The sequence below is a fragment of the Enterococcus sp. AMC1623 genome (assembly GCF_058216495.1).
Genome location: NZ_CM177096.1, coordinates 2,225,727 through 2,248,560, shown reverse-complemented (window position 1 = coordinate 2,248,560; position 22,834 = coordinate 2,225,727). Strand labels below are relative to the sequence as shown.

Here is a 22,834-nt window from a genome sequence, read left to right as displayed (position 1 = left end):
TTAAGAAAAAATTTAGCAAGAAAAAAGAAACTCTCTTATAATAAAATAAAAAGGAGTGAAGCGCATGCAACAACGCTATGAACGTCTGCAAGCATTTGGTAAGCAATTGCCTTTTGCAAAAGTTTATTATCGAGAAGATTGGCAAACCATCTATTTTGAAGTAGCCGGCAAAATGTTTGGAACGATGAGTCCAGAACTCTCGGAAACAGCTATTATTACTTTAAAAGGTGAACCAGAAAAAAATGAAGAGTGGCGAGAAATTTATTCAGATATTGTCGCTGGCTATCATATGAATAAAAAACATTGGAATTCAATTACCTTAAGTACAGAAGAACTAAGTGATGAAGAACTGGAACAGATGATTCAACTTTCCTACAATCTCGTTTGGCAAAAAATACCTGCAAAAACCCGAAAAGAATTAACAAAATAGTATCCCTAGGTAGTTACTTAGGTAAAAAAAGCAAATACCCCTTGCCTAGATTGCTAAGCAAAGGGTATTGTTTTAACCAATAATAATTTTTTCAGTAGGATATTCGTATCCTAAATCTCTTGTTTCTTTAGGGATAAATAATAATAGAGTATACAACATTCCAATCCGTCCAATAAACATTAGTAAAGCAATAATCAGTTTGCCGATTACAGAAAGTTCCGAGGTGATTCCTAGGGATAATCCTGTCGTTCCAAATGCGGAAGTCACTTCTACAATAATGGAAATTAAGGAGACATCTTCTGTAGCAGTTAAGAAAATGACGCAAGCAAAGCACATTAATAGAGATAACATGAAGACAACGACCGATTTACGCACATCATCATTGGCAATTTTGCGACCAAAAATGTTAATATGGCTTTCACTTTTTAAAAACGAAATTAAATACAAACCAATAATGGCGACAGTCGTTGTTCGAACACCCCCACCAACGGAACTAGGGCTACACCCGATGAACATTAATACTGAAAAAATCATTAGAGTAGTTGTTTGAAATTCATTCAAATCATGAATCTGTAACCCAGCATTTCGTGTAGTCATTGAGTAGAACATGCTATTAACCCATTGCCCTACTGCAGTCATATTTCGAAAGAGATGATCTTTTTCTAGGAAGAAAATCGTTAAGGTACCGCCAATGAATAAAATGACGAATGCTAAGAAAGCAATTTTGGTAAATAGGGTGAAACGGAAAGGTAACTGGCGTTTCTTTTTAAACACTTGATAACCAATCCATTCTCGAAAATCCATAATTACCGGAAAGCCAATGCCTCCAATAAAAATTAAAAACATGATTGCTACTAAAAAGAGATTGTCGTTTGCGTAAGGAACAATTGATTCACCGGTCACATCAAAACCAGAGTTGGTTACCGCAGAGATGGCTTGATACAATCCATAAAAAAGTGCATCTAGCCAGCGGTCATAATAACCCATGACTTTGAAATAAATGCCAAAGACGGCACCGCCAATCAGCTGACATACTAAAATAATTGTAAATGTTGTACGAATCATGCGCACAATGCCGCTTAAACGAGGCTGATTCATGTCTGCCATGATTAATTGACGCTGTTTCAATGAGATTTTACGCCGTGAAACAATAAAGAAAAAGGTCGAAATCATCATGACACCCAAGCCACCAATTTGAAAGAGAATTTCTAGTAAAATGACGCCACGTTCATTAAATACCTCATCAATTGGAAAAGTGGACAAGCCAGTCACACTAATCGTACTAATTGCCATAAAGAACATGTCGATAAACGAAACATATACATCTGGTTTTCGAAAAATAGGCAAGTAAAGTAAAATAAGTGCAAGAAGAGTCATTAAAATATAATAGGTAACAATCAGTTGAATTGACGAAATATTTTTTGAGAAAAAATTCTTTCCTCGACGCACTGTAAGACGCGTAAAACGTCCAAAGTTCATAAGAATATCTCCAATCTAAATGTATTATTCACTAGTATAACAAAAGTGTAGCCAAAAATGGCAAATATTCAGAGAATATACCATAGAACCGTAGTAAAAACAATCATTATCGATAAGAGAGGACATCAATTTTCGCTAACAATAAGAAGCTATGTTATAATAAACAAAGAATCGAAATAACTAGTAGGGGAGCATAACCTTTGAAAGAATTTATGAAAAATTGGGGGACGTTTATTTTTTTCGTCGTACTATTATTAATATTACGTCTATTTGTAGTGACACCTGTGTCAGTGAAAGGACATTCAATGGACCCTACTTTAGCAGACGGACAAAAATTATTTACATTCCAGCTTTCTAAAATTGAACGCTTTGATATCATCACCACCCAAGAACCAGATGATTTAGAAAAATTAGCTGTCAAACGTGTAATTGGTATGCCTGGTGATAACGTTCAAATGAAAAATGATGTGCTTACCGTAAATGGTGAAAAAGTTGAGGAAACGTACTTAACAGAATACAAAGAAAAATTTGCAGACAATAAATTACAAACAGAATATGGTTATAACACGAGTTTTCAACAAACTGCTGAACGAGCATTAACGTTCACAAATGATTTTTCATATAATGTACCGGAAGGAAAATATTTTGTTCTTGGAGACAATCGTTTAATCTCGAAAGATAGTCGGATATTTGGCTTTGTCGATGAGTCGATGATTCAAGGGGAAGTTTTCATGCGTTATTGGCCATTGAATGAAATTTCACTAATTAAATGATTTGGTTTTAAATATTGACACTGGTTTACGGATACTGTAAAGTACAAGAAAACTTATATATCTATCCGTTGAAGAGCTGTGTCATCTTGTAAGTATTCATTGCTTTCAAGTAGAACAGATTCTCTGAGGAAAATTGTCGATAATAGGCAATTTCGACTTGTTCAATTGTTACCTTGAACGTTTCTTGCAAAAAAGAGACAGGGAAGTTTTACTTCTGAAAAAAGGTGGTACCTCGAAATTTCGTCCTTTTATCAGCATCTTTGTGTTGATGAAGGGCGTTTTTTATTTTTCAGAAGCAAAATCAAAACGGAAAAAAACAAAAGGAGAATGGCAATGAAAAAAGGTTGGAACAAAGTGGTTACAGGTATTTTAACGGTTGGTGCCCTAACATTATTAGGTGCATGTGGTTCAGGAAATACAACGGAGACAGATTCTTCAAGTGAGGCGAAAGCAGAAGTTGTTCGTCTAGGAGTTGTTGGAGAAAACAATGAAGCGTGGGAACATGTTCAAAAAGAATTAAAAGATAAAGAAAATATTGATTTAGAAATCGTAAAATTTACTGATTATCGTGGCCCAATTACGGCTTTAGAAGATGGATCAATTGATTTACATTCATCATTAACTGAAATCTACATGGATAACGTCAACAAAGAAGGCGGGTTCCACAATACAACTATCGCTTATACCACGTTGAATCCATTAGGTATTTTCTCAAATAAAATTAAAGATGTGTCAGAATTAAAAGATGGCGCAACTGTTGCCCTTCCAAATGACGTATCAAATGAAAGTCGCGCATTGTTATTATTACAAACTGCGGGTTTAATAGAATTAGACCCAGAGAAAGGGTTTATGCCAACAGTTAACGATATCACTGCTAATCCAAAAGATTTGAAATTTGATTTATTGGATGCTAATCAAACGATTCGTGTATTAGACGATGTAGATATTGCATGTGTAAACAACAATGTCGCTGTTGATGCAGGTCATATTCCAACTGAGGATGCAATTTTCTTAGAACCAATTGCTGATTCTTCTAAACCATACTACAATGTTATTGCAGCTCGTGAAGAAGAAAAAGACAAAGAGATTTATCAAACAGTAGTAAAATACTATCAAACAGATGAAGTGAAAAAAATCATCGAAGAAACAACGAAAAAATCAAGTGTTCCAGTTTGGTAAAAAAATAGAAACAGCTACGATTATCAGGTGATTCAATTCCTTTATACTAAGATGTAAAAGGCTTACTTACGTGAAAGGTTACTGTTTCAGCAAAAGCGTATAGATGCGTTCATCTATACGCTTTTTTTTCGCTAATTTTTTTAATAATTAATATATAGTGATAGAAAAAAGCTATCACAAGTGCGTTGACTTTTTAAAATGAACCGACTATTCTTTGGGAACAAATACTATCAGTAAGTGATGTATTCAGGGAGGAATAATACATGAAAAAATGGAAAAAGGGGCTTTTTAGCGTCGGCATCTTTGCTTTAGGATTGGCTTTAGCGGCTTGTTCATCAGGAGGAAACACGAATGAAACAGCAAATAGTTCAAGTACCACAGCAGACGATGCGACATTTACGTATGCAATCAGTGGAGATCCTTCTTCTACCAACCCAATTAACACAAGTGACCGTTGGGGCTTAACAGTAACTAATATCATTTATTCACCATTAGTGATTGTTGAAGGGGATGGAACGACAAAAAATGCTTTAGCAGAATCAGTTGAACCAGCAGAAGATGGTTTATCTGTAACTGTTCATTTGAAAAAAGATGTGAAATGGTCAGATGGCGAACCTTTTACAGCTGATGATGTAGTGTTTACGTATGAACAAAAAGCCAAAAAAGAAAATGGAAATGCCGATCAACTATGGGTTGGCGATCAACCGATCAAATTTGAAAAAGTCGATGACTATACAGTGAAATTTGTATTGCCACAAGCCAGTGCAGCGGCAGTTAACAACATTGCGACTGAAACGTTTATCATTCCAAAACATATTTTTGAAGGCGTAGAAGATTTTTCGGTGAATGAATTACCAGAAAATCCAGTTGGAACAGGACCATACAAGTTAGTTGAGTATAAACGTGGCGAGTATTTAACATTTGAAGCGAATGAACATTATTTTGGTGGCGAACCATCAATTAAAAACTTAACTTTACGCATTATTGAAAGTGCCGATACAACAAAAGTAGCACTGCAAAAAGGTGAAGTTGATGCAGCCTTTGTTTTACCATCAGATGTGGCTGATTTAGATGAAAAAACCATCACTACGTACCCTTACAGTGAAAATCGTGTAGGTTATCTAGGATTAAATACAAAATCTGAAGCATTACAAGATGTTAAAGTACGTCAAGCTGTATTGTTTGCGTTAAACAAAGATGAGTTAAATCAAGCGGCGTATTTAGAAAAAGAATATTATGAACAACCTTACTCATTCTTACCACCAAATAATCCATTTGCGACAGAGGACGTTGAAAAATACGACACGAACATTGAAAAATCAAAAGAACTATTAAAAGAAGCTAATGTAAGCGACTTGAAATTAAACTTAGCCTTTTCTTCAAGTGATCCAGCACAAACGATTCAAGCAACTTTAATTCAACAACAGTTGCAAAAAGCTGGTATTACCGTAACATTAGAGGGTGGCGATGGAACAGCAATTTTTGCTGAATTGGATAAAGATGGCTCAACTAAATATAACCTATTCTTGGGTGGTTATATTATGGGAAATGATCCTGATTTATATGGTGCATTATTTGAAACAGAGGGTAGTGCCAATTACTTCCAAACAGAAAATAAAGCAACAGACGAATTATTTAACAAAGCTGCAGTTGAATTGGATGAAGCGAAACGCAAAGAATTATATAATGAATTACAACAAGCTATCGCTGACGATGCGCGTATCTATCCAATTGTTGATAACAAAAAAATTCTAGCAGTTAACAACCGCATTGGAAATGTAGAAGATGCCGGATTAATTCCAATTTACACGTTTGAAGATGTGTCTAAATTAACGATTAAATAGTGAATTGGACTGTGATAAAGACTCTTTTATCACAGTCTCTTTTCATTTTTATTATGAGAAAGGAAGTGTTACGTGTGGCAAGATATATTGCAAAACGAGTACTTCAAGCTATTCCTTTGCTATTGGTTATTTCATTTATTGTCTTTTCACTGATTCATCTGGCACCGTATGATGTAATTGATTCCGTGACAACACCTAATATGTCTCCAGACCGAGTAGAAGCATTAAGAGAGAAATATGGCTTGAATGAACCATTTTTTGTCCAGTACGCTACGTGGTTGACGAATATTTTTAAAGGAGATTTTGGTTATTCATTGGTTTCACAACGCAGTATTGCTGGTGAATTAGCGGTTCGTATACCTAATACGATGAAATTAATTATTCCGGCCTATCTAACGGCATTAATTTTAGCCATTACTTTGGGATTGATTGCTGCTGCAAACAAAGGGAAATTTTTTGATAAATTAATTGATGGTATTGCTTCTTTAGGGATTGCGATTCCAACATTTTGGTTTGCGATGATTTTGATTTATTTTTTAGGTTATCGGTTAAATTTATTCCCAATTATTGGTATGAATACAGTTGGGAAAGCGGGGGACTTCAATGATTTTCTGGCACATTTTATCATGCCTTATCTTACATTGACGGTTGCTTTTTTCCCAGAATTAACCCGTTATATTCGTTCCTCTGCCTTGCAACAAGTGGCGGAAGATTACGTGACTGTTCAACGAGCATTTCATGCGACAAAATGGCAAATTTTCCGTCGACACATTAGTCGAAATGTATTGATTCCAGTAGTGACCCAATTAGGTTTAGCATTACCGATGTTGGTTACTGGTGCGATTATTACAGAAACCATCTTTGGTTGGCCAGGAGTGGGGCCTTATTTGACGAGCGCAACGAGAAGTTTAGATTATCCAGTTATTATGGCAATTATGCTACTTTCAGCAACTTTAGTTATCTTGGGGAATCTCCTTTCAGATGTCCTTTATTCAGTTGTTGATCCACGAATTCGCAAGGGAGGAAAAGAGTAATGAAGCGTTTGAAAAATTTGTTCAGAGCGATTTTTTCTTCTCCAATTTATACCCTCTCTTTTATATTTCTAGCATTACTAATTAGCTTGTCACTAATCGCTCCGTTACTACCAATTGATCCGAATGCGACAGATGTCAGCAATATGTCACAACCTCCAAGCTGGCAGCATCTTTTTGGAACTGATGAAGTGGGCCGAGATTATTTTATTCGAGTGGTATATGGTGGTAGGGTCTCCTTATTAGTAGGTGTATTGGCAATGTTGACGGCGACGACAATTGGTACGACAGTCGGCTTAGTCTCAGGATATTTTGGCGGCTGGATTGATAATGTCTTGATGCGTATTGTAGATATCTTATCCTCTATTCCGTGGTTAGTTTTAGTGATTGTATTAAGTGTCTTCTTAAAACCAGGTCTAGGGACGATCATTATTGTTATTGGTGGTTTTTCATGGATGAATATTGCACGTTTAATTCGTGGTGAAACCTTGTCTGCGAAAGAAAGAGACTACGTTTTATATGCAAATTTCATTGGGCAATCTGCAAGCACGATTATTTTTAGACATATTTTTCCCTCGGTATTACCGACCTTAATTGTCGCAGCTTCAACGAGCATTTCTAGTGCGATTATGACTGAATCAGCGTTGAGCTTTTTAGGATTAGGAATTCAACAACCTATGGCATCATGGGGAAGTCTTTTGCAGAATGCTCAAAATAGCTTGCAACGGGCACCTTATATGGCCATACTTCCTGGTTTGTTTGTAGCATTAACGATTTATTCCTTTAATAACCTTGGTGACATGATTAAGCAAGTTTTACAAAGGGAGGTCTAATTCGATGGCAAAAAATATATTAAAATTGAGTGATTTACGCGTAGACATTCAACCAAAACGTGGCGAATTAATACCAATTCTTAGAGGAATTGATTTGGATGTGCCTAAAGGTCAAGTCATCGGGATTGTTGGTGAATCAGGTAGCGGCAAAAGTATGGCAATGAAAAGTATTATGGATATTTTACCGGAACAAGCTGTGATGTCGACAACTGCTTTTGAATTTAACGAAGAGCGCGTAACGAATCCACAAAAGTTACCAATTTCCATGATTTTTCAAGATCCAATGACTTCTTTAAATCCTTTACGAACGATTGGCTATCATTTAACTGAAGTGATTTTACGAAAACAAAAAATCTCCAAAAAAGCAGCTCAACAACGAGCGATTCAAGAGTTAGAAAAAGTGGGGATTGCTCTTGCTGAAAAACGGATGAAACAATTTCCTCATGAATTATCTGGTGGCATGCGCCAACGTGTAATGATTGCGATGGCCTTGTTAGCAGAACCACAACTTTTAATTGCAGATGAACCAACAACAGCTTTGGATGTGACAATTCAGGCACAAATCTTATCACTTATTAAAGAATTACAGGAGAGTGAAGAGCTTTCCGTGATTTTAGTCACCCATGATTTTGGCGTAGTAGCAGGAATGTGTGACTATATTAAAGTAATGTACCAAGGGTTGGTTGTCGAAGAAGGAACCACTGAAGAAATCTTTTATCACCCACATCATCCGTATACAAAGCAATTACTGGAAGCGGCACACTTAGGAGATAAACAGGCGCAATTGCATGTTTTTGATTATCATGAAGAGTTACCAGATAATTTAACTCGCAAGGAATTATCAATAACTCACCATGTTTGGCTTAAGGAGGAAGGAAAATGACAACAGAGTTAATTCGTGTCGAAAACGCGACAAAAATTTTTCGTTCCAAAAACTGGCGTGGTGTAGTAACAGAAGTACGCGCTTTAGATGATATTAATTTAGCGATTTATCGTGGTGAAACATTAGGATTAGTTGGTGAATCGGGAAGTGGAAAAACAACGTTAGGTCGTAGTTTATTAAGTTTAGAGACGCTAACAGAAGGGCAAGTCTTTTTTGAAGGACAAGAACTGACGAACTTAACAACTGCTGAAAGAAAATCCATTTATCAAAAAATGCAAATTATTTTTCAAGATCCTTATTCTGCGTTAAATCCCCGAATGACTGCGTTAGAATTAGTGATGGAACCTTTATTAAATGATTCTAAAACAAATGCTCGCGACAAAGCGGAACAGATTCTAGCCCGTGTTGGAATTACTGGCGAGGCTTTACACAAATTACCTCGAGCCTTTAGTGGTGGTCAACGTCAGCGAATTGGGATTGCGCGTGCAGTAGTGAATCAACCTGAGTTTATTTTATGTGATGAACCGACGTCTGCATTAGATGTCTCCATTCAAGCCCAAATCATTCAATTATTATTAAGTTTACAAAAAGATTTTGGTCTATCGTATTTATTCATCTCGCACGATTTATCGGTGATTCGTCATATTTCTGACCGAATTGCGGTGATGTATCAAGGGAAATTAGTTGAGTTAGCGCCTACCCAACGATTGTTTGAAGCACCACAACATCCCTATACCAAAAAGTTATTGGCTGCGGCACCGATTGCTGATCCGAAATTAGCGCGTGCTGCGCTTGCAAAAAAAGAAATTCAACAACAAATTGAAGTGACCGAAGCCTTTGACTGGGTTGAAGTAGCAGAAGGCCATTTCGTAAGGAGGAACAAATGACAATCGAGACATTTACACTCATTCAAGGAAAAGAAAAAATTGAATTACCACATGAAACAGGAAACTGGGTTTTGGCAAGAGAACAAGGTTATTCGCCAGTTCAAATGCTAGTCTGTGCGGTCGCTGCTTGCGGTGGGTATGTATATCAATCGGTTTTAGATAATTCACATATTCCGTATCAATTTGAAAAGATTGAGGCTGACTACAGCCGAGATACAGAACGTCGTGCCGAGCCAGTTCAAGCCATTCAGTTACGGTTTTACGTTAAAATTGCGGAAGAATTTCAAGAAAAAGCGCAACGTTGTCTAAAATTAGTTTCCCCGAATTGCCCAGTTATTCAAAGCTTAGATCCAGCTATTCAAGTGGAAGAAACCGTTGAATTTATCTAAAAAAAGAAGCCCTCATCACGTGTGAGGGTTTCTTTTTTTGCCTTTTTGCTCAGGATCAGGTTGTTTTTCTTTGGTTAATTGCAAAAGGACTCCAAATGGATCTCGAACAATTGCATAAAAATCTGCAAATTCGTTTTCGCAAGGTGCAGCAATAATTTGCGTCTCATCATATTGAATGATTTTTTGATAAATCGATTCGATAGTGGCTAAATTGTTAATCGTAAAACTTAGCGAAAAATTGGTCCCACTTGTCAGGAAATCGCTGGTAATTGATGTGTCAGCAATTTGTAACTGTGTGGTCCCAATCTGTAAAATAGAATGTGAAATATACTCTTCTTGGCCGTTGGGAATTTCTAGCTGTGGATTTAAACATTCCTTGAATTGTTGATTGGTAATTTTAAAAAGAACTTTCGCTTGAAAAATTTCTTGGTAAAAAGTGAGTGCTTGGTTGGCCTTACCGTCTAATGATAAAAATGTGGCTAATTGAATGGACATAACTAATCATACTCCTTTGCTTTTTTTCTTAGTATACGTTTTAATGGTGACAGAAGATGGCACCAAAAGGAGAAAATATGAAAAAAAGTGAACGACTCAATCAAGAATTAATTTTTATACATGGAAAAAATCAATTCAATTTACGTGATTTAATGACGGAATTTCGTATTTCTAAACGAACTGCCTTACGTGATGTGAGTGAATTAGAAGCACTGGGGGTACCTTTATATGCTGAAAGTGGAAAAAATGGGGGGTACCGTGTCTTACCTCATCAGTTACGAACCCCAATTTACTTTAAGGAAACAGAGTTGTTAAGTATCTTTTTTGCTTTGCAGTTATTGAAAGGTGCCACCCCTTTTCCCCATTCTTATCAACAAATTAAAGAGAAGTTAATAGAAAAATTTCCAGTGACTTCCTTAGAAGAACTCGAAACAATGGTTAGTTATGAAGGCCTCCAAGTACCGATAGCAGTTCCTCAGCTAGAGACGCTCTATCAAGCGATATTGGCACAACACCAGTTACGTTTGCATTATCAAAAAGAACATTCAGAAGTCAAAATCATTCAACCAGTCCATTTAAATTATCGTCAAGGTTTGTGGTATTGTTTGGCTCGAGATATACAAAAACACCAATGGCGAACGTATCGTTGTGATAAGATGACCAATATTCAATTTTTTGCTGAAGGAAAAAACTATTCAGTAGAAGCAGTGCAAAAACAACAAGTGCGTCCATTTACTTTCGCAGCTCAGTTAACAGCAAAAGGCTGTGATCTGGCACAAAATCAATTATTTCCTAATATGACTATGGTAGGGAATCAGCTTAAAGGAACGTATCACGAAAAAGAGCTGGATTTTTTAGTGAATTATTTCTTAATGTTTGGCACAGAAGCGCTTATTCTTGAGCCGCCTATGTTAAAACACGCTTATTTGCAAAAATTACAAGATATGCAAGCCCGCTACTAATTGGGTATAATAAAATAGAGAAAGAAGGGAACAAATGAGTGAACTAACACAATTATTAGAAGAAAAATTTGGCTATCAAACTTTTCGTAAAGGTCAACTAGAGATTATTCAAAAAATTTTAAACCGAGAAGATGTTCTGGGCATTATGCCGACTGGTGGTGGAAAATCCATTTGTTATCAATTACCTGCTTTGTTATTTAATGGACTGACAATTGTAGTTTCTCCTTTAATTTCATTGATGAAAGATCAAGTGGATAGTTTAAATGAAATGGGGATTCCAGCAACATATGTTAATAGCACGCTTCATTTTTCAGAAATCCAACAACGCTTAGGAATGGCAGCTAGAGGAGAAGTGAAGTTATTATATTTAGCGCCGGAACGTTTAGAAACAGCTGATTTTCTTGAACTGTTACGTCATGTAGATATCGATTTAGTAGCAGTAGACGAAGCACATTGTATTTCGCAATGGGGACATGATTTTCGTCCAAGTTATTTAAAACTAGCAGAAACGTTGCGTTCATTTGCCCAACGCCCAACCATCATTGCGTTGACAGCTACTGCCACTACCCAAGTTGCGGAAGATATTTGTCAGTTATTATCAATTTCTGAGAATAATCAAATTAAAACGGGCTTTGCTCGTGAAAACCTCGCTTTTCAAGTGGTTAAAGAACAAAAAGATGTCTATTTATTGGAATATTTAAAAACCAATAAAGGACAAGCGGGTATTATTTATGCAAGCACGCGTAAAGAAGTGGAGCGGTTGTATCATTTATTGCGACATAAAGATATTCCAGTGGGCATGTATCATGGTGGACTTTCTGAACAAGTACGTTCAAAAAGCCAAGAAGATTTTCTATTTGATCGTATTCAAGTGATGGTCGCAACAAATGCATTTGGTATGGGGATTAATAAGAGCAATGTGCGCTTTGTCATTCACGCTCAAATTCCGGGAAACCTAGAATCTTATTACCAAGAAGCTGGACGTGCAGGTCGGGATGGCTTACCTAGCGAGGCCGTTTTACTTTATGCTGCGCAAGATTTACAAATTCAGCAGTTTTTTATTGAACAATCAGAATCGTCCATTGACTATCAACAAAATGAATATTTGAAATTACGAGAAATGAGTCAATATGCCCATACACAAACATGTCTTCAATGTTATATTTTACGTTATTTTGGTGAAGAAGGCGTCGCTTGTGGCAAGTGTAGTAATTGTTTGGATGACCGTGAATCAGTAGATATTACCGTTGAAACACAAAAAGTATTGTCTTGCGTAAAACGCATGGGAGAAAAATTTGGGAAATCACTTGTTGGCAAAGTGTTAACAGGTTCCAAAGATCAAAAAATTACGCAATGGCGTTTTGAACAATTATCTACGTATGGCTTAATGAAAGACTGGACACAAAAAGAAATTGTTCAGCTAATTGATTATTTAACTGCGGAACAATATTTGACACCTTCAGAAGGGCAATATCCATTATTGTCGATTTCACCCGAAGGAATTGATGTTTTATTAGGGAAACGAAAAGTCTATCGGAAACAAGCCACTGTTAAACAATTGGTGATGGACAATGAACTATTTGAAGAATTACGTGCTTTGCGTCTTTCATTAGCGCAAGAACAAAATCTACCGCCGTATATCATTTTTTCTGATAAGACTTTGCAAGACTTGGCAGAAAAACAACCTCAAAATTCCTTAGAATTTTTACAAATTAAAGGTGTGGGGCAAAACAAATTAGACAAATATGGCGCGCAATTTTTAGCGGTATTAAAAAAACAGTAGTAGAAGTGAAAACTTCTCTACTATTTTTTTATGGAAAAAGGCGTTTTTCATTACTTTTTGCAATAATCAATCATTATTTCTGAAAAAACACCTAATTGATATTCATTTGAAATGATTTTGTAACATTCTTTTTACCTAAGTGCTATATTAATATGTTAAGATTTATCTGTCGCTAAATTAGAACACGAAATTTTCTTATACAAAAGAAGTTAGATAATTATATTATAGAGTAATCTCAGGGGGAACAATAATTTGAAGAAAAAATACTTAGCCACTTTAATGGTATGTTCATTAATGTTAACAGCAATTACAGCGCCAAGCGCAACTTTGGCAGATACAATCGATGACCAAATTGAACAACAAGATCAAAAAATCAATGATTTAAAAGGTCAACAAGCAGATGCACAAGCACAAATCGATAGTTTATCATCAGAAATTGCAACAGTTAGCGGAAAAGTTAGCGAATTAGAAGCAAAACAAGCTGAATTAGGTAAAGAAGCTGAAAAATTACAACAAACAATTGCTGATTTAAAATTACGTATTGCACAACGTGAAGAAGTTATCCAAAATCAAGCGCGTGACGTCCAAGTGAATGGCGATAACATGAATTTACTTGATGCGGTTTTAGAAGCTGATTCTTTAAGCGATGCAATTGGTCGTGTACAAGCAGTATCAACAATCGTTAAAGCAAATAACGAATTAATCGAAAAGCAAAAGCAAGATAAAGAAGCTGTTGAAAAAAATATTCAAGAGAATGAAAGAAAAGTCCAAGAAGTTGCGGCGACACAACAACAATTGGAAAATGAAAAAAATTCTCTTGCTGAAAAACAAGCAAGCGTAAACGTCTTAAAAGCAGACTTAGCAGCACAACAAGCAACTGCTGAAGGCGATAAAGCAAAATTACAAAAGAAAAAAGAAGAAGCTGAAGCTGAAAAAGCTCGCATTTTAGCAGCACAACAAGCAGCCGCTAAAAAAGCAGCTGAAGAACAAGCACGTATTGAAGCAGCTCAACAACAAGCAGCGCAAGAAGCCGCTCAACAAACAGTTAAACAAGAACAAACTGAAGAAAAAGCGACACAATCAGTAGAAACACAAGAACAAGCTGCTGAACAAACTGTCGAACAAGAAACTACTGAGCCAAAAGCAGAACAAGCTGAATCAGTAGAACAAGCAGTTGAACAACCAGCAGAAACACAAGAACAGCCAGTAGTTGAAGAGACTGTGGAACAAGAAGTTTCTGAACCAAAAACTGAAGTAAAAGAAGTCGTTCAAGAAGTAAAAACAGAAGCGACTGTTGTAGAACAACCAAAAGTTGAAGAAACACCAGAAGTAACTGTTGAAACACCTTCTGTTGAATCAAACAATAATAGTTCATTTGTAGGAAATTCATCAAGTGGTGCAGTTGACCATTCTTCTTCAGGTAACATGTATGCTTGGGGACAATGTACTTGGTATGTGAAAAACCGTGCACCATGGGTTGGAACTTACTGGGGTAATGGCGCACAGTGGGGTGCATCTGCAGCAGCTGATGGCTATACTGTAAATGGTACACCTGCCGCTGGTTCAGTCGTAGTATTTGCTGCTGGTCAATCTGTCGGTGGTGTTTGGACAGCTGATGGTGTTTACGGACACGTTGCTTATGTAGAATCTTATGATGCAGCAAGTAACACAATCACTATTTCTCAAGGTGGTATGGGATTCTCTAGCCCTGGAGGCCCTAACACTGCAACAATGAGTGCATCAGGTTACACTTATATTCACCGTTAATTTTAAGATAGTTAGAGGTAGAAAACTTAACGAAGTTTTCTACCTCTTTTTTATGTGACAAAACTGTTCGTCACTTGTTATTTAAATAGCTGTAAACACTAGAGAGTTATTGTTATATTAAAGAAAAAAAGAAAGTAGGAAACAACATTTTTAATCGAAATCAATTGAAAGTATTTATGCTTATCTTAATGGTGTTTGACCATATCAGTCCCTTTGTATCTGCCGAAACAGCAGCTCTTTTTCACGTGTTAACGCGTTGTGTGGGTGTGTTTTTTGCGTATATGAGCGTGGAAGGTTTACGCTATACTAGAAATCAAAAAAAATATTTAATCCGTTTATGGAGTGCTGGTTTGCTCATGCTTGCAAGTAATTGGGTGTTAAATACACTTGTTTTTGCAGAAGAATATGCTGTGCATAATAATATTTTTCTGACATTAGCGTTCGGGACAACTATTCTATATCTGATACAGCACTGGCAAACAAATCAAGGACTAACCCGAGTAGCAGCTAGCCTACTAATTTTTTGCTTAATAGCAGGATCTTTAGTGACAGAAGGAGGTATTGTGCTGATTCCATTTATGTTGATCGCTTATCTCGCTCGAAACAATAGTTGGTTGCGCAATAGTTGTTGGTTCGCACTGTCCATTTTGTTCTTTTTCCTTAGTTATGTGGATTATGGAGATTGGCAAACAACATTGACGATGTTAGCGATGAACTCAGACTTTTTCTTTATTTCTGTTTTGCCATTCTTAGCATTATATAATGGAGAAAAAGGGAGTAATCAGCCCTTCTTTAAATATTTCTTCTATCTATTTTATCCATTGCACTTATATATTATTGCTTTAATAGCGACTTTTATGTTGTAATAAATGATAAGGTCACAAAAGATAAGAGGCGATTTGATGGATGTAGTAAGAAAATATTGGCATACATTTAGTCAGAAACAAGGACTGACACAAGCACTTCCAGATGCTTGGATGTTTGGAGATGGATCGGAAAAAATGGGGAATGAATTAGGTCAGCTCGTTGTTCAAGGGCTTAAAACAGGAACCTGTTCAGCCAAGTGTATCCATGAACTTGAAGAAGAAAACATACCTGCTGTTGGAGGATATGAAATTGTATTGGATGGGCAAAATAATCCATTGGCGATTATTCAATATACGAAAATTGAAATTGTCCCGATGAATGAAGTTTCTCAAGAATTTGCTGTTTCTGAAGGTGAAGGAGATTTAAGTTATGAGTATTGGTACCAGGAGCATGAAAAATTTTTCCGCTGGGAATTAGGACAATATTCATTGCCATTTACGCCAACGATTGAATTGGTGTGTCAGTCATTTAAAGTCGTGGATCTTTATAGCAATAAATAAACAGTGTTCGTTGAAACTGATTTCAACGAACACTGTTGTCGTTTATTCTGCTTTTTTGGCTGTATCAGCAATAACTTGTAAATAACCTTTTGTATCAGCAAAGGTAGCACCAGAAACGACATCCGTTGGGTTACCGTCTTCGCCTTGTTTATCTAATTCACCGATAGCTGCTTCGATTTCAGCAATCGTTTTACCAATTGCAAAATCTTCGACTGCTTTCATATTTACTGCATATTCTTGAGTAGAGCCGCCTTTTTCTTTCATTAAAGCTGAATAGGCATCATTGTTAGCGACTTTAGAAGCCAATACTTGCCCTGCTGCAACACCTTGACCAAAGTCGGCATCAGAGTTTGGAACGCCACCGAAAGCTGTCGCATCTACGTATTGGAATTCATCAAGGAAGACGGCAGCTACTTTATCGCCATCCATTGCAACAGTTGTGATGGCAAAGGATTTATCGCCATGTGGTGCGCCAAGAGATTGTGTTTGTGTAAAATCAGTTGCTTCAGTTTTAGCACCAATAGCAACCATGCCGTTGTTGGCTGTGTCAGCAATGGCTTGTAAATAACCTTTTGTGTCGGCAAATGTAGCACCAGAAACAACATCAGCAGGGTTACCATCTTCGCCTTGTTTATCCAACTCACCGACAGCTGTCTCGATTTCAGCGACCGTTTTGCCTTTTACAAAATCAGTAATGGCATCCATACTGGCTTGCCATGTTTGTGTTGCACCAGCTTTATCTTTCATTAAAGCGGAATAAGCCGCATCATTTTCAGTTTTACTTCCTAAAACAGTCCCTTCAGGAAAAGCTTCGCCAAAACCAGCATCAGCATTTGGAACGCCTGTAAAATCAGCTGGATCTAAATATTGAAACTCGTCTATATGTGCGGCAACAATTGTTTCTCCGTTCATTAGAACATTTACAGCAGCGAACGAGTTTGTTCCATGTGGTGCTGTATACATTTGTCGCATCACTAATGTGCCTGCTTCGGGAATTTCAGTGCCTGTATCTGTTCCTTCCGCAATAGTAATGTTACTTGCTTCACTTGTAGTGCTTTCTGAAGTGGTTGCACTTGAAGCAGTGGTCTGTTGTCCTTCTGTTGTTGAACCTGCCGTATTTGAATCATCCGGACTACAAGCTGCTAAACTTAAACTAGCGAAAACAAGAAAGGTAGCGATTCGTGTCTTTTTCATAATATCCTCCTAAAATTTAATTGTTAATTTATTCACATTGTATCACAAAAGGAAAACGTTGCCAAATGGTATTTTGGGTTTTATAGGGAAAAATTCATGCATTTAATTGTGAAATTCAAGTCAATGTTATTTAAAATTGAAAAGTTAGTTGTTGAATTCCATTTTTTTTGTATAAAAATCGAAGAAAGAAGATATTTAAAGCTGTAAAAAATTGTCATTTTCAAGTATACTAGCAAAGGAACAAACGGAGGATGACCACATGGCACAATTATTTTTTAAATATGGCGCAATGAATAGTGGAAAATCAATTGAGATTTTAAAAGTTGCCCATAACTATGAAGAACAGAATAAACCTGTTGTTTTGATGACAAGTGGATTAGATACGCGTTCGGGCATTGGACAAGTCTCTAGTCGAATTGGTTTAGAAGAGAAAGCTATTCCAATTTTTGATGAGACAGATGTATTTTCTGTCATTCAAGAACTGGACTACACTCCTTATTGTGTATTGATTGATGAAGCACAATTTTTAAAGAAAGAGCATGTTCTTTCTTTTACCCGTGTAGTTGATGAATTAGGAATCCCTGTCATGGCGTTTGGTCTGAAAAATGATTTTCGTAATGAATTATTTGAAGGATCAAAATATTTATTGCTATATGCCGACAAAATTGAAGAAATGAAAACTATTTGCTGGTTTTGTCACAAAAAAGCAATTATGAATTTACATTATATTGATGGAAAGCCGGTTTATGAAGGTGCACAAGTGCAAATTGGTGGCAATGAAGCCTATTATCCAGTTTGTCGTCACCATTACTTCCATCCAGAAATTTAAACAAAGGAGCAAAACAAATGTACGATCAGTTACAAGCAATTGAAGACCGTTACGAAGAATTAGGCGAATTATTAAGTGATCCAGCTGTCGTATCTGATACCAAGCGTTTCATGGAGCTGTCTAAAGAAGAAGCTAGCACACGTGAAACAGTTGACGTTTATCGTCGTTATAAAGATGTTGTCGCAGGAATTGCGGATGCAGAAGAAATGTTAGGCGAAAACTTGGACGATGAAATGGCGGAATTAGCCAAAGAAGAGCTTTCTGAACTGAAAAAAGAAAAAGTAGAGCTTGAAGAACGAATCAAAATCTTATTATTACCAAAAGATCCAAATGATGATAAAAATATTATTATGGAAATCCGGGGTGCTGCTGGAGGAGACGAAGCGGCATTGTTTGCAGGAGATCTATTTAGTATGTATCAACGTTATGCTGAATCACAAGGCTGGAAAACGGAAGTGCTAGAAGCAAACGTTACCGGAATCGGTGGCTACAAAGAAGTCATCATGATGATTAGTGGCGATAATGTATTCTCAAAACTAAAATATGAAAGTGGCGCTCATCGAGTTCAACGTGTGCCTTCAACAGAATCTCAAGGACGTATTCATACGTCGACAGCAACAGTTGTTGTGATGCCAGAAGCTGAAGAAGTAGAAATCGATCTTGCGGATAAAGATATTCGTACGGATATTTATCATGCATCGGGTGCTGGTGGTCAGCACGTCAATAAGACGGCCTCTGCGGTACGTTTAACACATATCCCAACTGGAATTGTGGTGGCAATGCAAGATGAACGTTCACAATTGAAAAACCGTGAGAAAGCAATGAAAGTTTTACGTGCGCGCGTGTATGATCAAATCCAACAAGAAGCGCAAAGTGAATATGATGCGAACCGTAAATCAGCAGTAGGAACTGGTGATCGTTCAGAGCGAATTCGTACCTATAATTTCCCTCAAAACCGAGTAACGGATCATCGTATTGGCTTAACTATTCAAAAACTAGATCAAATTCTAGCAGGTAAAATGGATGAAATCATCGACGCATTAATTATGTATGATCAAACATCGAAGTTAGAAGAGTTGCAAAATGGCTAAAACTTATCAAGAAGTCCTGTCATGGGCTTCTTCTTTTTTAGAAGAACAAGGTAAAGAAGGCTATGCGATTCAATACGTCTTTTTAGCAAGAAAACATTGGACGAAAACGGATTGGCTGTTAAACATGCGAAAAGAAATCTCTTTCGCAGAAGAACAACAACTACAAAGTGACTTAGCTGCTTTATTAGCCAATCATCCTCCACAGTATTTAATTGGTTACGAAGAATTTTATGGTCGCAGATTCCAAGTAACCACAGATACATTAATTCCTCGTCCCGAAACGGAAGAATTAGTGGCACTTTGTTTAGAAAAAAATTCTTCTGAACCTTTAACGGTGGTAGATGTGGGAACAGGAACTGGTGCAATTGCTATTACATTAAAAGCCGAGCGCTCAAACTGGCAAGTTATGGCAGTGGATATTTCTGTTTCTGCCTTAGAAATAGCTCAAAAAAACAGTCGATCGTTAACAACAGAGGTAGATTTTTACCTCGGTGATACCTTGGATCCGATTTCGCAGCCAATTGATGTGTTAATTTCCAATCCACCGTATATCAGTCAAGCTGAATGGTCATTGATGGATGAGAGTGTTCGTTTATTTGAGCCCAAAACAGCATTGTTTGCTTCAAACAATGGGTTAGCTATGTATGAAAAGTTAGCTCAGCAAGCAAAAATGAAATTACAACCTCACGGGAAGATTTTTTTAGAAATTGGCTTTCAACAAGGAGAAGCAGTTAAAAAATTATTTCAAGAGGCGTTTCCTGATAAAGTAATTGAAATTAAAAAAGACTTGTCAGGACAAGATCGAATGGTTTTTGTTTATTAGTTATCCACAATCTTGTGGATAACTAAGATTGGTAATCAAATCCTTTAAAAGTAGCTATATTCCTACCAAGGTAACTACCGAGAGAAATGCTGAGTGACAAATAGATGATAAATAGTAGAGTTTTCCACAGAATGTGTATAACTATATAGAATTGTTGATAACTCAATAAAAAAAGATTGAAAGGGTGTGGATAACTTTGGAAACCAAACGATTGAATGAAAAAGAATTGAACACGGCAGTTGCTATTTTAAAAGCAGATGGTTTAGTGGCATTTCCAACCGAAACAGTCTATGGACTAGGTGCGAATGCTTTATCCGAAAAGGCAGTAAAGCGAGTTTTTGCAGTGAAAGGTAGACCAACAGATAATCCCTTGATTGTACATATTACAGGATTTAATCAAGTAAAAACCTATGTAGATAACATTCATCCCTTAGCAGAACAATTAACAGAAAAATATTGGCCAGGTCCTTTAACATTAGTATGCCAAACGAAAAAAGATGCTTTTCCAGCAGTGGTATCAGCTGGACTATCAACCGTTTCGTTTCGTATGCCTAATAACGACAAAACGTTAGCTTTGTTGAATGCATCGGGTTTACCTTTAGTTGGACCTAGTGCAAATACCTCGGGAAAACCAAGTCCGACTAGTAGTGAGCATGTTTATCACGATTTAAATGGGAAAATTGAAGGGATTTTAGAAGATGGTTCAACAGCGATTGGGGTGGAATCAACTGTTTTAGATATTAGTGATCCCAACCAACCACCAATGATTTTGCGTCCAGGAGCAATTACAAAGGAACAACTAGAACAAGACTTAGGCATCGAGATTGCTGTTGATAAACATTTGATTAAAGAATCAGAAGCACCAAAATCACCAGGTATGAAATATAAACACTATTCACCCGATACAAGAGTTATGATGATTCGCGAAAACGATTGGGAAAAAGCCATAGCAGCTGCTAAACAACAAGCATTGAAAGTCGGCGTTATGGCAGGACCTACTATTGTAAACCAAGTGCAACAAAACGTAACGACGGTTTTTACGTATGCTGATGATAGCGTGGAAGCAGCCACAAAAGGGCTATTTGCAGGATTACGGGCCTTAGATGAAACTAATCCAAAATTAGATGTGATTTACGTGGCGACATTTCCTGAAAAAGATTTAGGCGTAGCGTACATGAATCGCCTAAAAAAAGCGGCAGCCCAACAATATTTTGAATAAATGAGCAAGAAATGCATCTTTTTTCTAACGATAAAAGATGTATTTCTTTTTATTGTTCGTTTTTAAACCGTTTTTAATTTGAAATAGACAAAATGAATCGCCTTTTTAGATTTTTTTGGAGATTTATGTGCGCGATTATGTTACAATGCTAACATCTTAGTAAAGGGGTGTTATGTGTAGAATGGATTATAAAGAGTTTGATAAAGATTTATGGACAGCGATTGAAAATGAGGCTGAGCGTCAACAAAACAATTTAGAATTAATTGCTTCTGAAAATATTGTTTCTGAAGGTGTTATGGCTGCGCAAGGTAGTATCTTAACAAATAAATATGCAGAAGGTTATCCAGGCCGTCGTTATTATGGTGGTTGTGAATTCGTAGATGTCATTGAAAGTTTAGCAATCGATCGTGCGAAAGAAATTTTTGGTGCGGAATTTGCAAACGTACAACCTCATTCAGGTTCCCAAGCTAACACAGCTGCGTATTTAGCTTTAATTGAAGCAGGCGATACTGTTTTAGGTATGGATTTATCTGCAGGCGGACATTTAACACATGGTTCACCAGTTAACTTTAGTGGTAAAACATATAACTTTGTAAGTTATGGTGTCGATAAAGAAACAGAATTAATTGATTATGATGTCGTTCTTGAATTAGCAAAAGAACATCAACCAAAATTAATCGTTGCTGGTGCTAGCGCATATTCTCGTACGATTGATTTTTCTAAATTTAAAGAAATCGCTGATGAAGTTGGCGCAAAATTAATGGTTGATATGGCCCATATTGCTGGCTTAGTAGCAGCAGGCTTACATCCAAGCCCAGTACCTTATGCTGATATTACCACAACGACAACGCATAAAACATTACGCGGGCCTCGTGGTGGTTTAGTCTTAACGAATGACGAAGCTTTAGCGAAAAAAATTAACAGCAATGTCTTTCCAGGTATCCAAGGTGGTCCATTAGAACACGTGATTGCTGGTAAAGCTATTTCATTTAAAGAAGCTTTAGACCCAAGCTTTAAAGACTATGCAAGCCAAGTCATCAAAAATGCCAAAGCGATGGCAGAAGTCTTCAATGATTCAGCAAAAGCTCGTCTAATTTCTGGTTCAACTGATAACCATTTATTACTAATTGATGTAACTGGTTTTGATATGACCGGAAAAGATGCTGAGAAATTATTAGATACTGTCAATATCACTGTCAACAAAAACTCTATTCCATTTGAAACATTAAGTCCTTTCAAAACAAGTGGTATTCGTGTAGGAACACCAGCAATTACAAGTCGTGGTTTTGACGAGGAAGGTTCAGCAGCTATTGCTAAACTAATCGTGAAAGTATTGGAAAATAAAGACGATGAAGCTGTTCATGCACAAGTGAAAGAAGAAGTTCGTGCTTTAACAGATGCACATCCTTTGTACGCGAAGTAATAACAAAAGGGATTCTCTAGCTAATGAGAATTCCTTTTTTTGTTACAGTAAAATCAAGAAAAAAGAAAGCTTGTTATTTATCAGGATGCAAGTAACTCCGATTAACTAAAACCTTGCCTAGATTTATCCAAAGTTGAAATAAACACTAATTCT

General features: G+C 36.7%; 22 protein-coding genes. 19 read left to right on the top strand and 3 right to left on the bottom strand.

What is annotated here, in order from left to right; all coding sequences use genetic code 11:
• The first annotated feature begins 64 nt into the window (after window positions 1-64).
• Window positions 65-430, top strand: a complete 366-nt coding sequence (locus AC4BC7_RS10915; RefSeq protein WP_490502847.1) for an MmcQ/YjbR family DNA-binding protein — start codon at window positions 65-67, stop codon at window positions 428-430.
• Window positions 431-502: 72 nt separating this feature from the next.
• On the opposite strand, the gene AC4BC7_RS10910 is transcribed toward AC4BC7_RS10915, so the two are convergent.
• On the bottom strand, window positions 503-1,909 hold the full coding sequence (locus AC4BC7_RS10910) for a TrkH family potassium uptake protein (RefSeq protein ID WP_207871775.1): 1,407 nt from the start codon (window positions 1,907-1,909) through the stop codon (window positions 503-505).
• Window positions 1,910-2,109: 200 nt separating this feature from the next.
• Between AC4BC7_RS10910 and lepB the strand changes: the two genes are divergently transcribed.
• From lepB to AC4BC7_RS10870, 8 genes are all read left to right on the top strand, one after another.
• Window positions 2,110-2,682, top strand: a complete 573-nt coding sequence (lepB, locus tag AC4BC7_RS10905) for a signal peptidase I (RefSeq protein WP_490502846.1) — start codon at window positions 2,110-2,112, stop codon at window positions 2,680-2,682.
• A 333-nt stretch (window positions 2,683-3,015) separates the two neighbouring features.
• Complete coding sequence (locus AC4BC7_RS10900; RefSeq protein WP_490502845.1) at window positions 3,016-3,861, top strand: MetQ/NlpA family ABC transporter substrate-binding protein; 846 nt, start codon at window positions 3,016-3,018, stop codon at window positions 3,859-3,861.
• Between the two features lie 263 nt (window positions 3,862-4,124).
• On the top strand, window positions 4,125-5,705 hold the full coding sequence (locus AC4BC7_RS10895; RefSeq protein ID WP_207871772.1) for an ABC transporter substrate-binding protein: 1,581 nt from the start codon (window positions 4,125-4,127) through the stop codon (window positions 5,703-5,705).
• Window positions 5,706-5,779: 74 nt separating this feature from the next.
• On the top strand, window positions 5,780-6,739 hold the full coding sequence (locus AC4BC7_RS10890) for an ABC transporter permease subunit (RefSeq protein ID WP_207871771.1): 960 nt from the start codon (window positions 5,780-5,782) through the stop codon (window positions 6,737-6,739).
• Entirely contained in the window at window positions 6,739-7,569 is an 831-nt protein-coding gene (locus AC4BC7_RS10885; protein ID WP_207871770.1) for an ABC transporter permease, read from the top strand. Before AC4BC7_RS10890 ends, AC4BC7_RS10885 begins: the two co-directional genes overlap by 1 nt.
• A gap of 4 nt (window positions 7,570-7,573) precedes the next feature.
• Window positions 7,574-8,452, top strand: a complete 879-nt coding sequence (locus tag AC4BC7_RS10880) for an ABC transporter ATP-binding protein (protein WP_490502844.1) — start codon at window positions 7,574-7,576, stop codon at window positions 8,450-8,452.
• Window positions 8,449-9,339 (top strand): ATP-binding cassette domain-containing protein, encoded by an 891-nt coding sequence (locus AC4BC7_RS10875; protein WP_490502843.1) that lies wholly within the window; start codon window positions 8,449-8,451, stop codon window positions 9,337-9,339. The genes AC4BC7_RS10880 and AC4BC7_RS10875 overlap by 4 nt, the downstream gene beginning before the upstream one ends.
• Window positions 9,336-9,728, top strand: coding sequence for an OsmC family protein (locus tag AC4BC7_RS10870; protein WP_207871767.1), 393 nt, complete (start codon window positions 9,336-9,338; stop codon window positions 9,726-9,728). The genes AC4BC7_RS10875 and AC4BC7_RS10870 overlap by 4 nt, the downstream gene beginning before the upstream one ends.
• A 15-nt stretch (window positions 9,729-9,743) precedes the next feature.
• On the opposite strand, the gene AC4BC7_RS10865 is transcribed toward AC4BC7_RS10870, so the two are convergent.
• The gene (locus AC4BC7_RS10865; RefSeq protein WP_490502842.1) at window positions 9,744-10,223 is read right to left on the bottom strand and encodes a VOC family protein; all 480 of its coding nucleotides are present in this window, start codon (window positions 10,221-10,223) and stop codon (window positions 9,744-9,746) included.
• Between the two features lie 77 nt (window positions 10,224-10,300).
• Here AC4BC7_RS10865 and AC4BC7_RS10860 point away from each other — a divergent pair, with 77 nt between their 5' ends.
• The 5 genes from AC4BC7_RS10860 to AC4BC7_RS10840 all read left to right on the top strand — a co-directional run bounded on the left by AC4BC7_RS10860 (window position 10,301) and on the right by AC4BC7_RS10840 (window position 16,102).
• The gene (locus tag AC4BC7_RS10860; protein ID WP_490502841.1) at window positions 10,301-11,185 is read left to right on the top strand and encodes a helix-turn-helix transcriptional regulator; all 885 of its coding nucleotides are present in this window, start codon (window positions 10,301-10,303) and stop codon (window positions 11,183-11,185) included.
• A 34-nt stretch (window positions 11,186-11,219) separates the two neighbouring features.
• A complete protein-coding gene (gene recQ / locus AC4BC7_RS10855; RefSeq protein ID WP_490502840.1) occupies window positions 11,220-12,968 on the top strand; it encodes a DNA helicase RecQ in 1,749 nt (582 codons plus the stop codon).
• Between the two features lie 252 nt (window positions 12,969-13,220).
• The gene (locus tag AC4BC7_RS10850) at window positions 13,221-14,735 is read left to right on the top strand and encodes a CHAP domain-containing protein (protein WP_490502839.1); all 1,515 of its coding nucleotides are present in this window, start codon (window positions 13,221-13,223) and stop codon (window positions 14,733-14,735) included.
• Between the two features lie 176 nt (window positions 14,736-14,911).
• Window positions 14,912-15,601 carry a TraX family protein gene (locus AC4BC7_RS10845; RefSeq protein ID WP_490502838.1) on the top strand — a complete coding sequence of 230 codons (690 nt, stop codon included), beginning with the start codon at window positions 14,912-14,914 and terminating at the stop codon, window positions 15,599-15,601.
• Window positions 15,602-15,637: 36 nt separating this feature from the next.
• Window positions 15,638-16,102 carry an ASCH domain-containing protein gene (locus AC4BC7_RS10840; protein ID WP_207871761.1) on the top strand — a complete coding sequence of 155 codons (465 nt, stop codon included), beginning with the start codon at window positions 15,638-15,640 and terminating at the stop codon, window positions 16,100-16,102.
• A gap of 42 nt (window positions 16,103-16,144) precedes the next feature.
• On the opposite strand, the gene AC4BC7_RS10835 is transcribed toward AC4BC7_RS10840, so the two are convergent.
• Window positions 16,145-17,296 carry a peptidoglycan-binding protein gene (locus tag AC4BC7_RS10835; RefSeq protein ID WP_207871760.1) on the bottom strand — a complete coding sequence of 384 codons (1,152 nt, stop codon included), beginning with the start codon at window positions 17,294-17,296 and terminating at the stop codon, window positions 16,145-16,147.
• 259 nt (window positions 17,297-17,555) lie between these two features.
• Here AC4BC7_RS10835 and AC4BC7_RS10830 point away from each other — a divergent pair, with 259 nt between their 5' ends.
• From AC4BC7_RS10830 to glyA, 5 genes are all read left to right on the top strand, one after another.
• Window positions 17,556-18,125, top strand: a complete 570-nt coding sequence (locus AC4BC7_RS10830; RefSeq protein WP_207871759.1) for a thymidine kinase — start codon at window positions 17,556-17,558, stop codon at window positions 18,123-18,125.
• A 17-nt stretch (window positions 18,126-18,142) separates the two neighbouring features.
• On the top strand, window positions 18,143-19,216 hold the full coding sequence (gene prfA, locus AC4BC7_RS10825; protein WP_207871758.1) for a peptide chain release factor 1: 1,074 nt from the start codon (window positions 18,143-18,145) through the stop codon (window positions 19,214-19,216).
• Window positions 19,209-20,039 carry a peptide chain release factor N(5)-glutamine methyltransferase gene (prmC, locus tag AC4BC7_RS10820; protein ID WP_490502837.1) on the top strand — a complete coding sequence of 277 codons (831 nt, stop codon included), beginning with the start codon at window positions 19,209-19,211 and terminating at the stop codon, window positions 20,037-20,039. The genes prfA and prmC overlap by 8 nt, the downstream gene beginning before the upstream one ends.
• A 196-nt stretch (window positions 20,040-20,235) precedes the next feature.
• Window positions 20,236-21,258, top strand: a complete 1,023-nt coding sequence (locus AC4BC7_RS10815) for an L-threonylcarbamoyladenylate synthase (protein WP_490502836.1) — start codon at window positions 20,236-20,238, stop codon at window positions 21,256-21,258.
• A gap of 181 nt (window positions 21,259-21,439) precedes the next feature.
• Window positions 21,440-22,681 carry a serine hydroxymethyltransferase gene (glyA, locus tag AC4BC7_RS10810; RefSeq protein ID WP_490502835.1) on the top strand — a complete coding sequence of 414 codons (1,242 nt, stop codon included), beginning with the start codon at window positions 21,440-21,442 and terminating at the stop codon, window positions 22,679-22,681.
• Window positions 22,682-22,834: the final 153 nt, after the last annotated feature.

Excerpts from the sequence above, each read along its gene's own strand:
- AC4BC7_RS10915 (WP_490502847.1), top strand. The coding sequence starts at position 65 with ATGCAACAACGCTATGAACGTCTGCAAGCATTTGGTAAGCAATTGCCT.
- AC4BC7_RS10910 (WP_207871775.1), bottom strand. The coding sequence starts at position 1,909 with ATGAACTTTGGACGTTTTACGCGTCTTACAGTGCGTCGAGGAAAGAAT.
- AC4BC7_RS10900 (WP_490502845.1), top strand. The coding sequence starts at position 3,016 with ATGAAAAAAGGTTGGAACAAAGTGGTTACAGGTATTTTAACGGTTGGT.
- AC4BC7_RS10895 (WP_207871772.1), top strand. The coding sequence starts at position 4,125 with ATGAAAAAATGGAAAAAGGGGCTTTTTAGCGTCGGCATCTTTGCTTTA.
- AC4BC7_RS10885 (WP_207871770.1), top strand. The coding sequence starts at position 6,739 with ATGAAGCGTTTGAAAAATTTGTTCAGAGCGATTTTTTCTTCTCCAATT.
- AC4BC7_RS10880 (WP_490502844.1), top strand. The coding sequence starts at position 7,574 with ATGGCAAAAAATATATTAAAATTGAGTGATTTACGCGTAGACATTCAA.
- AC4BC7_RS10875 (WP_490502843.1), top strand. The coding sequence starts at position 8,449 with ATGACAACAGAGTTAATTCGTGTCGAAAACGCGACAAAAATTTTTCGT.
- AC4BC7_RS10870 (WP_207871767.1), top strand. The coding sequence starts at position 9,336 with ATGACAATCGAGACATTTACACTCATTCAAGGAAAAGAAAAAATTGAA.
- AC4BC7_RS10865 (WP_490502842.1), bottom strand. The coding sequence starts at position 10,223 with ATGTCCATTCAATTAGCCACATTTTTATCATTAGACGGTAAGGCCAAC.
- AC4BC7_RS10860 (WP_490502841.1), top strand. The coding sequence starts at position 10,301 with ATGAAAAAAAGTGAACGACTCAATCAAGAATTAATTTTTATACATGGA.
- recQ (WP_490502840.1), top strand. The coding sequence starts at position 11,220 with ATGAGTGAACTAACACAATTATTAGAAGAAAAATTTGGCTATCAAACT.
- AC4BC7_RS10845 (WP_490502838.1), top strand. The coding sequence starts at position 14,912 with ATGCTTATCTTAATGGTGTTTGACCATATCAGTCCCTTTGTATCTGCC.
- AC4BC7_RS10840 (WP_207871761.1), top strand. The coding sequence starts at position 15,638 with ATGGATGTAGTAAGAAAATATTGGCATACATTTAGTCAGAAACAAGGA.
- AC4BC7_RS10835 (WP_207871760.1), bottom strand. The coding sequence starts at position 17,296 with ATGAAAAAGACACGAATCGCTACCTTTCTTGTTTTCGCTAGTTTAAGT.
- AC4BC7_RS10830 (WP_207871759.1), top strand. The coding sequence starts at position 17,556 with ATGGCACAATTATTTTTTAAATATGGCGCAATGAATAGTGGAAAATCA.
- prfA (WP_207871758.1), top strand. The coding sequence starts at position 18,143 with ATGTACGATCAGTTACAAGCAATTGAAGACCGTTACGAAGAATTAGGC.
- prmC (WP_490502837.1), top strand. The coding sequence starts at position 19,209 with ATGGCTAAAACTTATCAAGAAGTCCTGTCATGGGCTTCTTCTTTTTTA.
- glyA (WP_490502835.1), top strand. The coding sequence starts at position 21,440 with ATGGATTATAAAGAGTTTGATAAAGATTTATGGACAGCGATTGAAAAT.